Annotated in this window: 8 protein-coding genes; 3 read left to right on the top strand and 5 right to left on the bottom strand. The window is 75.0% G+C overall.

Features of this window, described 5'->3' with window-relative positions:
- Positions 1-25 precede the first annotated feature (25 nt).
- The 3 genes from KME79_RS19935 to KME79_RS19925 form a co-directional block, all read right to left on the bottom strand.
- The gene (locus KME79_RS19935; RefSeq protein ID WP_219545715.1) at positions 26-1450 is read right to left on the bottom strand and encodes an RNB domain-containing ribonuclease; all 1425 of its coding nucleotides are present in this window, start codon (positions 1448-1450) and stop codon (positions 26-28) included.
- 64 nt (positions 1451-1514) lie between these two features.
- Positions 1515-2408 (bottom strand): 5'-3' exonuclease, encoded by an 894-nt coding sequence (locus KME79_RS19930; RefSeq protein ID WP_219545779.1) that lies wholly within the window; start codon positions 2406-2408, stop codon positions 1515-1517.
- A complete protein-coding gene (locus KME79_RS19925) occupies positions 2408-3580 on the bottom strand; it encodes a PP2C family protein-serine/threonine phosphatase (RefSeq protein ID WP_219545714.1) in 1173 nt (390 codons plus the stop codon). Before KME79_RS19925 ends, KME79_RS19930 begins: the two co-directional genes overlap by 1 nt.
- Before the next feature lie 130 nt (positions 3581-3710).
- Here KME79_RS19925 and KME79_RS19920 point away from each other — a divergent pair, with 130 nt between their 5' ends.
- From KME79_RS19920 to KME79_RS46380, 3 genes are all read left to right on the top strand, one after another.
- Entirely contained in the window at positions 3711-4820 is a 1110-nt protein-coding gene (locus KME79_RS19920) for a M24 family metallopeptidase (RefSeq protein ID WP_308248984.1), read from the top strand.
- A 201-nt stretch (positions 4821-5021) separates the two neighbouring features.
- On the top strand, positions 5022-8051 hold the full coding sequence (locus KME79_RS47015) for a DUF7824 domain-containing protein (RefSeq protein WP_219545712.1): 3030 nt from the start codon (positions 5022-5024) through the stop codon (positions 8049-8051).
- Positions 8052-8298: 247 nt separating this feature from the next.
- Positions 8299-11118 carry an AAA family ATPase gene (locus tag KME79_RS46380; RefSeq protein WP_219545711.1) on the top strand — a complete coding sequence of 940 codons (2820 nt, stop codon included), beginning with the start codon at positions 8299-8301 and terminating at the stop codon, positions 11116-11118.
- 229 nt (positions 11119-11347) lie between these two features.
- Here the strand turns inward: KME79_RS46380 and KME79_RS19905 are convergent, their stop codons facing one another.
- A complete protein-coding gene (locus tag KME79_RS19905; protein WP_187281145.1) occupies positions 11348-11794 on the bottom strand; it encodes a hypothetical protein in 447 nt (148 codons plus the stop codon).
- Positions 11791-12399, bottom strand: a complete 609-nt coding sequence (locus tag KME79_RS19900; RefSeq protein ID WP_219545710.1) for an RNA polymerase sigma factor — start codon at positions 12397-12399, stop codon at positions 11791-11793. The genes KME79_RS19905 and KME79_RS19900 overlap by 4 nt, the downstream gene beginning before the upstream one ends.
- Between the last annotated feature and the right edge of the window lie 47 nt (positions 12400-12446).

Raw genomic sequence — 12446 nt, 5'->3', positions numbered from 1 at the left:
CTCAGGACCGTGCCCGGGGACCTGCTCAGGGGAGGGCGAAGCGGACCTCGCGGGTGGCCGGCTCGGCCCTGATGAGCCGTACGGTCACGTGCTCGCCCAGCGGCAGGTCGCCGTCGCAGCGCGCGATCACGGCCGGGTCGGCCAGCTGCACCAGCCCGCCGCCGCGCTCGTGCACGTCGACCACCATCGCGGTGAACTCCTGCCCGATCAGGTCGCGCAGCAGGTAGGCCTCGACCAGGTCGACGCAGGCCCGCTCGGCCGCGCCCGCCCGCCGGCCGGAGACCGCCATCAGCTCCGGCAGCTCGGCCAGCGCCCGGCGCACGTCCGACGGCACCGGCTCGCCCGCGGCGATCGCCAGGCACACCTCGCTCGCGTAGCGGTCCACCAGCCGCCGCAGCGGCGCCGTCACATGCGCGTACGGGGCCGCGACCGCGGCGTGCTCGGCCAGTTTCGGCGGCGTCCCGTCGAAGGCCGCGTACCCGGCGCCGCGCAGCAGCACCCGCGCCTCGTGCAGGAACGCCGCGTGCCGGGGCAGCTTGGCGTCCAGGCCGTGCACCACCGCCCCGTAGGCGGCGCCCTCGGGCCACGGCACCTCCAGGGCCAGCGCCACCCGGCGCACCCGGTCCAGGTCGGCCGGGCGGGGCGCGGGCAGCACCCGGAGGACGCCGATCTCCGCCTCCAGCATCAGCTGCGCCGCAGCCGTCCCCGCCAGCAGCGACAGCTGGGCGTTCCACGCCTCGGCGGGCAGCGGCAGCCGATACTCCAGCCGGTAGCCGCCGTCGGACGGGACCAGCTGCTGCTCCGGCGTCGGGAGCGTCACCCCGCCGCGGTCGCGCTCCAGCGCCAGCCGAAGCCCGCCGATCTCGGCCAGCAGGCCGATCGTGCCGTCGGCGGTGCCGGTCTCGACCGCCGCCTGCACGTACTCGTAGTCGAGCCGCTCGCGGCTGCGCACCAGCGCCCGCAGCACGTCCACGCCGACCGTGCGGCCGTCGCCGTCGAGGTCGATCCGCCAGACCACGGCGGGCCGCTCCGCGCCCGGCAGCAGGCTGGCCGCGCCCTCCGACAGCACCGGTGGGTGCAGCGGCACATTGCCGCCGGGCAGGTAGACGGTCGCGCCCCTGGCCCGGGCCTCGGCGTCGATCACGCCGCCGGGGCGGACGAACGCGCCCACGTCGGCGATCGCGTACCAGACCCGGTAGCCGCCGCGCAGCCGCTCCAGGTGGAACGCCTGGTCCAGGTCCATCGAGCCGGGCGGGTCGACGGTGACGAACGGCAGCCCGGTCAGGTCCTCGCCGCCCGGTCTGGGCACCCGGGCCACCCAGGCGGCCTCCTCGGCCACTCTGGCCGGGAAGGCGTCCGGCAGCTTCAGCTCGCGCCGGATCCGGCCGAACCCGTCTTCGAGGCGGGCGGGGACCCCGGCCGGGACCCGGATGCTGGTCGTCTTCGACACGGGGTCAACCTATCGGGCCGGGCGACTCGCGGCATTAAACCTATATGTCGGATTCTCGTGCGCCCTAGCGGTTCAGCACGTCCAGCAACCTGTTGAGCGGCCCGTCGAGCCCGTAACGGTCGGCCAGCGCCACCAGCGCCTCCGGGTCGCGCGGCTTGGCAGGCAGCGTCAGGTCGGCGTCGGGCAGCGGCGCGTCGTGCGCGACCTTGACCACGACCGGCGCGGCCTCCAGATAGTCGCGCGCGGCGGCCAGCTTGTTGCGCGCGCCCGCGGGGAACCCCTCGGCGCCGCCCCCGTCGAGCGCCTCCAGCATCGCCGCCAGCGAGCCGAACCGGGTGACCAGCGCCGCCGCCGTCTTCTCGCCCACACCCGGGACACCCGGCAGGCCGTCGCTCGGGTCGCCGCGGAGCGTCGCGAAGTCGGCGTAGCCGCGGCCCGGGATGCCGTACTTGGCGCTCACCCACGCCTCGTCCACCAGCTGCAGGTTGCGCACCCCGCGCGCGGTGTAGAGGACCCGCACCGGGCGGGCGTCGTCGACGAGCTGGAACAGGTCGCGGTCGCCGGTCACGATGTCCACCGCGCCGGGCGCCCGGTACGTGAGCGTGCCGATGACGTCGTCGGCCTCGTAACCCGGCGACTGCGGCCGGGGGATGCCGAGCGCGTCCAGCACCTGCTCGATCACCGCGATCTGCGGCACCAGCGCCTCCGGCACCTCCTCGACGTCGCCGTGGGCGACCCTGTGGGCCTTGTACGAGGGCAGCGCCGCCACCCGGAAGGCGGGCCGCCAGTCGGCGTCCATGGTGGCCGCCAGCCCGGTGGGGGAGTGGCCGCGCACCAGCGTGGCCATCATGTCGATCAGCCCACGCACCGCGTTCACCGGCATGCCGTCGGGCGCGGTGATCGTCTCAGGGATGCCGTAGAAGGCGCGGAAGTAGAGCGAGGGAGTGTCCAGAAGCATCAGCACGTGCCCAGTATGCCCACCGCCAGCAGACACGCGTCGTCTTCCGGGTTCGGGCCGCCGATGTCCTCCAGCAGCCGGTCCAGGCCTTCGTCCAGGTCGCGGCCCGGCAGCTTGCACGCCGCCGTCATCACCAGGTCCAGGCCCTCGTCGATGTCGCGGGTGCGCCGCTCCACCAGCCCGTCGGTGAACATCAGCACCAGGTCGCCGCTCCGCAGCCGGGTCGTGGCGAGCTGGTAGGGCACCTCGCCGGTGGCGCCCAGCAGGATGCCGCGCGGCGGGGCGAGCCTGCTGGCCACGCCGTCGCGCACCAGCACCGGCGCCAGGTTGCCCGCCTGCCCCCAGGTGAACACCCGGGTAGCGGCGTCCAGATGGCCGATGATCGCCGTCGCGGTGGTGTCGGCCAGGCGGTGCAGCACCAGGTCGTTCAGCCAGGTCAGCAGCTGGTTCGGCGGCTCGCCCGTCATCGTCAGCCCGACCAGGGCGTGGCGGAGCTGGGCCATGTGCGCGATCGCCGGCAGGCCGTGGCCGGACACGTCGCCGATGGCCAGCAGCGCCCGCCCGTCGGGCAGGGCCGCCGCCTCGAACCAGTCGCCGCCCAGGCTCGCCGTCTTCTCCGCGGGCACGTACCGTACCGCGATCCTGGTGTGCGGCAGGTCCAGGCAGCCGACCGGCTCCGGCAGGATCGCCTCGCGCAGCGCCAGCATCACGTGCCGCTCCTCGGCGGCCTGCACCCGCGCCTCCAGCAGCTGGCGGCGCGACTCCGACATGATGCGTTCGGCGCGGCGGCGGCCTGTGATGTCCTGGATCACCCCGTGCACGCCGGTCGGCCCGCCGGGCGCCATCAGCGGCTCCAGGACCATGCGCAGATTGCGCACGTCACCGTCGGTACGGCGGACGCGGAACTCGGCCTGGACCGGCTCCACGCCCTGCGTCACCGTCCACAGCAGCTCGTCGAGCGCGGCCAGGTCGGCGGGCTCGACGTAGGCGGCCAGGTTCGCCAGAGGCAGCGGGCCCTGCGCCGGGTCCCTGCCGAAGATCGCGTACACCTGCTCGGACCAGACGATGCCGCCGGTGCGCAGATTCCACTCCGCCCAGCCCATGTTGCCCAGCCGCTGGGCGTGCGCCAGTCGGGCGGCGAGCAGCTCGATGTCGCCGTCGAGCATGCTCATCGGGACCTCCGGCCGGTGTGGGAACGGGACATTTGACATCACAGTACGTGATGATGCACGTGCGCTGTGTGTCTGGGGAATGGGGTGTGGTGAGAGCTTTTCGCGGATTTTAGGCGAGTACATTAAGCCTGTGACGTCCTCAGACTTGTATCCCGTGTCCCGCCTGGCCGCCGTGCGGGAGGCCACCGCCAAGGCCGGTGTCGACGCCCTGCTGCTCACGCCGGGCCCCGACCTGCGCTATGTCAGCGGCTACGACGCCAAGCCGCTGGAGCGGCTGACCTGCCTGGTGGTGCCCGCCGCGGCCGACCCGTACATGATGGTGCCGAGGCTGGAGCTGCCGGCCGCGCAGGCGTCGCCCGCCTCCCGGCTCGGCCTGGAGTTCGTGGCCTGGGACGAGACGGACGATCCCTACCGGATCGCCGCCGACCGGCTCGGGCCGGTCGGCAAGGTCGGCGTCGCCGACCGCATGTGGGCGATGGCGTCGCTGCGCTTCCGCGACGTGCTGCCCGACACCGAGCAGGTGCTCGCCGGGAGCGTGCTGCGCGAGCTGCGCATGCGCAAGTCGCCCGCCGAGGTGGCGGCGCTGCGCGAGGCCGGCGAGGCGATCGACGCCGTGCACCGGCAGGTGCCCGGCTTCCTGCGGGCCGGCCGCACCGAGCGGGAGGTGGCGCGCGACATCGCCGAGGCCATCCTCGCCACCGGCCACGCCACCGTCGACTTCACCATCGTCGCCTCCGGGCCCAACGGGGCCAGCCCGCACCACGACGTGTCCGACCGGGTCATCCAGGCCGGCGAGCCGGTCGTGGTCGACATCGGCGGCCAGATGCCCAGCGGCTACTGCTCCGACTCCACCCGCACCTACTGCGTCGGCGAGCCGCCGGCCGACTTCGCCGCCTACTACGAGGTGCTGCGCCGCGCCCAGGACGCGGCCTGCGCGGCCGTCCGCCCCGGGGTGTCGTGCGAGTCGATCGACGCGGCCGCCCGCGACATCATCGCCGAGGCGGGCTACGGCGACCACTTCATCCACCGCACCGGCCACGGCATCGGCGTCGAGGGCCACGAGGACCCGTACATCGTCGCCGGCAACGGCGAGCCGCTGGAGCCCGGCTTCGCCTTCTCCATCGAGCCCGGCATCTACCTGCAGGGGTCACACGGGGCGCGGATCGAGGACATCGTCGTCTGCACCGAATCAGGCGCCGACCGTCTCAACGCCACCACCCGGGAGCTCGTCGTCGTGTGATCGTGTGCCGCCCCGGTGTCGTCAACGTCGTGATGCCGGGGCGCGCGAACCGGCCCGTCGTGGCGTAAGGGCGGGTGGTGGGCGGCGTGGGGCGGAATGTCGGGGGTGATCGCTAGCGTCCGTGCCATGCCCGTCGCCGTTCCGGCGCATCGTGCGCCTGGGACGCCCCCTGCGCGGGCGTGACCAGGCGGAGGTGCTCAGGTGAACCCGTGGCGGGAGGTCGTCGACCGGATCGAGGACGGGACGCTCGACGAGCTGGTGACGTTCCTGCACTCGCTCAACGACCTCGGCAGGCGAGCCGTCGCCGCGCACCTGCCCTCGTACGTGGCCGAGGTGCGGCGCGAGGGCATGGAGGGCCGCTGGTGGCTGCAGGACCGGGCCCCCAGGTTGCGCGCCGCCGGGGCCGCGTGCCTGAGCGGGGCGGCGCAGGTCGCCGACTGGCTCGACCGCCAGGACCTGCGCCAGGTGCGCGACCCGCGGACCGACGCCGCCCGCATCGTGTCCCTGCTCTCCCCCCGTACGGACGAGTGGCGTGCCGACCTCGCCGTGCGCCTGGTGGAAGGGCTGCGGCCGGTGCGGCGGCGCGGGTCCGACGAACGGGTGCCCAACTGGGAGCTGGCCGCCGCGCTGGTCGAGGCCACCGGCGTCGAGCCGCCCGGCAACGACGCGTTCGCCGAGGGCTGGGCGTGGCGGCTGGCCATGGCGGTCTGGATGACACAGGACGTGCCGCCGCTGCTCGACGTCGTGGCGCCCCGCCTGTTCGAGGCGGCCGGGGTGGCCGCCGCGCTCAACTGGAGCGAGGCCCGCAACCATGGCGTCTCCGCGGCGGCACGCCTGGCGGGCATGGCCGCGGACGGGCTGGTCAAGCGGGAGACGATGGTCGACGGCTGCGCCGGCCGGTTCATGGCCGGGGGAGCGCCCGAGGAGGTCGCGCCGTTCGTGACGCTCTGGAGCTGTCTGGCCGTGGACGTCACCGAGATCCCGGTGCTCGACTTCGTCCGCCTGCTGCCGTCGGCGTCCCCGGCGCTGGCGGGGCTGCTGACCGGGGAGCTGCGCCGGGCCGACGCGGCCGGGCTGCTGGACGACGAGCTGTTCGGCGAGGCCGTGCGGTCGCTGGCCTTCCGCCCGGAGAAGAAGAACGTCGCCGCGGCCCTCTCCTGGATCGCCGACCGAACCACGCCCTCCCGGGCCCCCGCCGCCCTGCACGCCCTCGCCACCGTGTTCACCGAGGAGTCCCCCGCACTCCGCGACCGTGCCGCCCGCCTCGCCACCACCCTCGCCCACCAGGCCCTCACCCCTTCCACTCCGGAGTCCCCCGCCGCTCCTCGCCGGAAGCCCGCGAAGGGCCGCGCGCACACACCGGCCACCGAGCAGCCGCAGAAACCGGCGGTTGTCGCAAACGGCGAGAACTTCACTCGGGAGGTGAGAGACGTCGAGAACCTCTCCAGGAAAGCGCGGGCCACCGAGGACGTCGCCAGCGAAGCGGGGGCCGCCAAGCACCTCGTGAGGGATGCGGGGCCCTTCGAGACGCTCGTGAGGGAGGTAGGAGACGGCGGGACCCTTACGCGCGGCGCGGGAGATGGCCTCGCCAGGGAGACGCAGGCCACCGAGAACCTCATGAGGGATGGGCGGGCCGCCGAAAACCTCGCGGGGGAGGTGGGAGACATCGAGAACGTCGCCGGGGGCGGTGCGTTGGAGGCGGTGGAGGTGGTGCGGGAGGCGGCGGGCGGGCTGCCCGTGCGGTGGCGGGAGCGGCTGGGCGCCGTCATCGGGCCGATCCCGGTGCGGGAGGAGGTGGGGCCGGTTCCGCCCGCGCCGGTGCCCGGCGGGCTCGCGCCGCTGCCTCCTCCGATCACGACCCCCGGCGAGGTCGCGTACGAGCTGGGCGCCATGAGCTGGCAGATGGAGCTGCAGCGGGCCGAACGGATCCTCGCCGCGCTCGTCACACTGGCCCACCGCGACCGCGACGCCCTGGCCGAGGCCCTGCGGCCGTGGCACCGGACGGCGGCCGAGCGGCAGCCGTACCTGCTGACCGGCCCTCAGCAGGACCTGCAGCGCTTGCTGGCCCGGTGCGCGCTGGCGGTGGTGGCGCCCGGCGAGAGCGGGGTGCCCGACGACATGGTCGCCCAGGACGTGCACTGGAACTACCCGCACCCGCTCCAGCGGTTCCTGGCCCGGCGGCTGAACGAGGTGATCGAGCTGTTCGAGTCGGGCGGGAGCGTCCCCGTGCTGCTGGCCACCCCCACCGAGCCCACCGGCCACGTCGACCCGGTGACGCTGCTGGAGCGCATGGAGTCGCCGGGCGGCGCGGAGCCGCTCGAAGCCGACTTCCACCAGGCCCTGCTGCGCCTGCCGCGGCGGCTCGACCCCGCACTGGCCGAGCGCGCCGACCGGCTCGGGTCCGCGCCCGGACGGGCGCTGGCCCACTGGCTGCGCCGTGGCGGCCTGCCCGATCCCGACGTGACGTGCCAGGTGCGGACGAGGGCGAATCAGTACGGTTCCGCGTCCGTAGAGGTGGACGGCCGGATCGCGGCGCCGCGAGAGATCCCGCCGCCGATCGCCGAGCTGTGGACGCCGTTCGAGGGGACGCGCTACCTGTCGTACCCGCACACCATGGCGGCGTGGCCCGCGATCATGCCGTCGCACCGGGAGGTCGTCGCCGCCCATCTGGCCCGCTTCCTCCCTCAGGGCTTCAGCCGCAGCGACGGGGTCCAGGCGATCGTGGCGGCGCTCGCGCACGCTGACGGACCCGCAGGCGACGCGGTGGCGGCCGTCGTCACCTTCGGCCTCGGCCACCGCCGGCCGGAGCGGCGCGGCCACGCCGTCGACGCGCTCGTCACGCTGACCACCCGGGGCGAGCTGCCCGCCGCCGCCGCGGGCCGGACCGTCGTCCAGCTCCTCGGCGCGGACGCGGTCAGGCTGGGCGCACTGACCGAGGCGCTGCAGCAGGCCACGACCGCCGGCGCGTACACGGGGGTGTGGGGTGTTCTCGCCGAAGCTCTGCCCGCGCTGCTGCCCGCGCCGGGCGAGCGGCCCCGCGCCGGTCTGGCGGGCCTGCTGGCGGTCGCCGCCGAGACCGCGGCGTACGCGCGGACGGCAGGCCCCCTGCCACCGTTGGCCCCGGTGCGGGGACGGCCCGGGATCGAACGGCTGGCCGAGGTGGCGGCCCGCCGGGGAGGCAGCAGGATGGCCGAGGAAGCCCGCCGTCTCCTGGAACTCGTCAGCGGCTGACGGCCGGGCGATCGTGGGGCCGAAGCCGGGGCGGGCAGCCGCGGCTACGCGGCGGGGATCACGCCGGCCGGGGCGGTGCTGGTGTTGTCCGCGGTGCCGTCGTGGCCGGGCGGCGGTTCACGGCCGGCCTCTCCTGCGCAAACGGCAGCCGCTGCCCGCGCGAGTGTGACCGCTGCCACACCGTGATTCAAAGGTGTATCAAATCCGCTCCAACCACCTCTGGGAAAGGCGAGGGAGGGAGGAAGCGATGTTCGTGGGGAGAGAAGCCGAGCTCGACCTGCTACGAGCCGAGCTGCGCCTGTCGGCCGCCGGGCCTGCCCGCAGGGCGGTGGTCGAAGGGCCGGAAGGCATCGGCAAGACCGCTCTCATCCGGCAAGCGCTCGGCGACGCTTCCAAGGTCCGGACGCTCGCCGCCTGCGGCGACGCCGGCGAACGGCACCTGCGGTACGGGATCGTCCGCCAGTTGCTGCCCGACGTGGCGGGGGACGATCCGTGGACCGTCGGCCAGGCCATGTGTGAGGCGATCCGCCGCTCGCAGGCCGACGGGCCCGTGGTCGTGCTGGTGGACGACGCGCAGTGGGCCGACCGGCCGTCGCTGCGCGCGCTCTGCTACACCGTGCGGAGGCTCGGCGGCGAGCGGGTGCTGGTGCTGGTCGCCTGCCGCGACGCCGACGATCCGTGGCTGCCGGTGGGTCTGCGGCGGCTGCTGACCGGCGACGGCGCCTGCCGGATCTCCCTCCAGGGACTCTCGGTCGCGGAACTGGCCAGGCTGCCCGAACGGGCGCCTGAGGGCGCGACCGGGGGACGGCCGCCGAAGGACATGGGGAGTCCTGGAAAGGCGGCCGGTACGAGGCGGCGGCTCCCGGGGGGAGAGAAGAACGGGGAGCCGCCGCCCGGGGAGGAGAGCGGGCGCGCCGGGCCGGCGCTCATGGTGCTGAGCAGGGGACCCGGCGCCACAGGGGCGAGCACGGGCCAGGCGTCCGCCAGGGAGACGCTGCCCCCACAGGCGGCGGCGCGGCTGCACGCGCACACCCTGGGCAACCCGCTGCACGCCCGCGCGATGCTCGCCGCCTTCCCGGCGTCGGCGCTCGCCGATCCAGGGGTGCGGCTGCCCGCCCCCGTCACGTACGCGGCCACGTTCACGCGGCGGCTGCGATCCTGCGGGCCGAGGGCGCGGGCGCTCATCGCGGCGTGCGCGGTGCTGGGGGACGGCTGCACCCTGTACGAGGCCGCCACGGTGGCCAGGGCGATGGCCGGCACAGCGGCGAGGGCTGGAGCCGACCACTCCCCGGAGACCGGAGCGCGTACGGAGGGAGCGACCGGCGCCCGGACACCGGAGCTGGACGCGCTGGAGAACGCGGTGGAGGCCGGGGTCCTGGTCGAGGAGGCCGGGCGGGCGATCCGGTTCCGGGAACCGCTGGGGAGGGCCGCAGCCTACGACGCTCTCGGAGCCGGGACGCGGGCGCGGCTCCATCTGGCCGCCGCCCGGATCGCCGGCGACACCGGCGCCGAGCTGCGCCACCGGGCCGCCGCCGCGTCCGGCCCCGACGAAGGGCTGGCCGAGGAACTCGCCCGGTACGCGGCCAAGGAGGCGCAGCACGGGCTGTGGCACGAGGCCGCCACCCACCTGGAGCTGGCCGCCGGGCTCACCCACTCCGCCGGAAGGCGCGACGAGCTGCGCACCACGGCCCTGGAGCACGTCCTGGTCGGCGGCGACGTCGTCCGCGCCGCCCAGCTGGCCGCGTCGCCGAACGCCGACCCGCGCCCCGTGCGCCGCTACGTGCTCGGCAGGCTCGCCCTGGCCGAGGGCCGCCTGGAGGACGCCGGGAGGCTGCTGGAGGAGGCGTGGTCGCACCGGGAGCCGCCGTACGCGGCCGACGTCGCCGAGCGGCTCGCGTGGCTGCGCCTGCTCGGCGACGACCGGCCGGAGGCGGCCCGGTGGGCGAGGCTGGCGCTCGACCAGCCGATCCAGAGCCGCGCCGCGCGACCGTACGACGTGCTGGCCCTGGCCGGGGACCTGTGCCCGCAGGCGCCTCCGGGGAGCCTGGCCGAGGCGGTGCGGCTGCTGCGCGAGGACGAGGTCGGCCCGGCCCGCGAGGTGCTCGACCGGGCGGCGGGCGAGCTGGCCGAGGCCGGGCTGCCCTGCCACCGGCTGCTCGCGCTCGCCCTGCTGGCCGTGGCCGAGTACCGCGACGGTCGCTGGGACGACGCGGTCGAGCGGGCCGAGCGGGCCGTGGCCGAGGCCGCAGGGCTGGGGCAGCGGTGGCTGCTGCCGTGCCTGGAGGTGGTGTGCGTGGCGCCGCTGGCCGCCAGGGGCGAGCACGACCGGGCGCTGGCGCACGTCACGGCGGCGCGGGAGGAGGCCGGGCGCCAGCGCAGCGTGCTCGGCGAGACGCAGGCTGATCTGGCCATGGCCGTGCTCGGGGCCGGGGCGGCGCCGCCCACCGCCGGGGACGCGTTCGTGCCCGACCCGCGGCCGCAGCTCGTCGAGACGTTCGTGGCGGAGGGCGCGCTGCAGGAGGCGCAGGTCGTGCTCGACGGCCTGGCCGACGCCGGTGACGGGCCCCGGGCGCGGGCCCAGCGGGCCAGGCTCGAAGGTCTGCTGTTCGCCGCGCGGAACGTTCCAGCCGCCGCCGAGGAACGCTTCACCGCCGCGCTCGAACTCGCGGGCGACTCCGGATGCCGCATGGAGGAGGCACGTGTGCTGCTCGACCTGGGCCGGCTGCTGCGCCGTACCGGAAGGAGGAGGCTGGCGGCCGAGCGGTTGCAGGCCGCGCGGGCGGACTTCGCGGGGCTGGGGGCCAGGCCCATGGTCGCGCGGTGCGCGCAGGAACTGGAGGCGTGCGGGCTGGAGCCGGCGGTGACGGCGCGGCTGGGGCTGACGCCGCAGGAGTTCAGCACCGCGACGCTGGTGGCCGACGGGCTGACCAACCGGCAGATCGCCCGCGAGCTGCTCATCAGCGTCAAGACCGTCGAATACCACATCGGGAAGATCTACACCAAGCTCGGCATCGGCTCCAGGGTGGCGCTGGCCGCCCGGCTGGCCGCCTACGGGGAGAACCCCTAGCCGGGTCCTGAGGCGGGAGCCTGCCCGGCTCCCGCACGGTGACGGCCGCGCCGGGAGGAGGGGACCGGCGCGGCCGGCCACGAAGCCGCGTGGCGGCGGGAACGGCGATGCTCATCCAAGGGTCCTGGCGGCATCGCCGGGAACGCCCGCCACGCACGGCCGGGTGCGCGCACACAGCGCGCACCCGGTCATTCCCACCGCATGGGGAATCCGCCACCCGATGGACCCGTCAGACGCGGATCCAGGAGGTGACGACGGGCCCGCCCCCGCGCGGGACCACCCGGAGCCGGAGCGGGCCGGGTGCGAGGGCGTCGGCGGTGAAACGGCCCAGCGCGTCGGAACGCACCCGCTGCTCACCGTCGCGGCGCTGCACGCGGATGTCCGTCTCCTCGGCCGGGACCAGCCGCCCCATCAGGCGCGGCCCCGACACCTCCATCTCCACCTCCACCGTCGCCGTGCGGAACGTCAGCAGCCGGGGCGCGCCCGATCCGCGGACCCGCGTCGCGGCCTGCTCGTCCCACGAGTCGAAGGCGAGCAGGGCCAGCTCGGCGTCGAGCGTCCGGAGCGTGAACGCCTGCATGGCGTCCTCCATCAGCTGCGGCGGCACCGGATCCAGCAGGCGCGCGATCACGCGCAGCTCGTTCTCCAGAGCGAGGTCGTCATCCATGTCGTTCACTCGGAACTCCCGGATACTCCGCGTCGTTCCACCAGCGTTCCGAGCCGCTTCAGGCAGCGTCCCCGCATGGGACCGACGCTGCCCACCGCGATGCCCAGGCCGGTGGCGACTTCCTGGTAGGTGGGCTTCGGCGAGGCTATGAGGACGCGCAGCAGGAGCCGGCAGCGCTCCGACAGCTCCTGGAAGGCCGCCCAGACCTCCTGGGCGCGCTCGGCCTCCGCGACCTCCTCCTCGGCTTCCAGCAGCAGCAGCTCGGGCGAGCGCTCGTCCACGTCGAACCCGATCAGCGCGACGTCGCTGACCGGGATGGCCCGGCCGCTGGTGCGGATCACGCGCAGCGCTTCGTTCCTGGCCGTGGCGGCCAGCCAGGCTCCGGCCCGTTCGGGGTCGCGGATCCTGGTGAGATTCTCGGCGAACCGGAACCAGGTGGTCTGCGCGACGTCCTGGGCGTCGGCCGCAACCGGCAGGTAGGCGCGGGAAACCGCCCACACCAGGCCGCTGAAGCGCTGGTAGAGCTCCCTCCAGGCGTCGGCCTCCCCGCCGGCGGCTGCTTTGACGAGGGCTGCGGTGTCGTCCAGCGCGGTGTCTTCCACGGTGTCGTCCAACGTCCTTTTCGGTCCAGGGGCGGAAAGCTCATGATATTTCGTGAGCC

The organism is Nonomuraea harbinensis (genome assembly GCF_019396385.1).
Taxonomy (GTDB): domain Bacteria; phylum Actinomycetota; class Actinomycetes; order Streptosporangiales; family Streptosporangiaceae; genus Nonomuraea; species Nonomuraea ferruginea.
The sequence above is the reverse complement of the archived record's forward strand: the minus strand, read 5'-3'. Positions and strand labels throughout refer to the sequence as shown.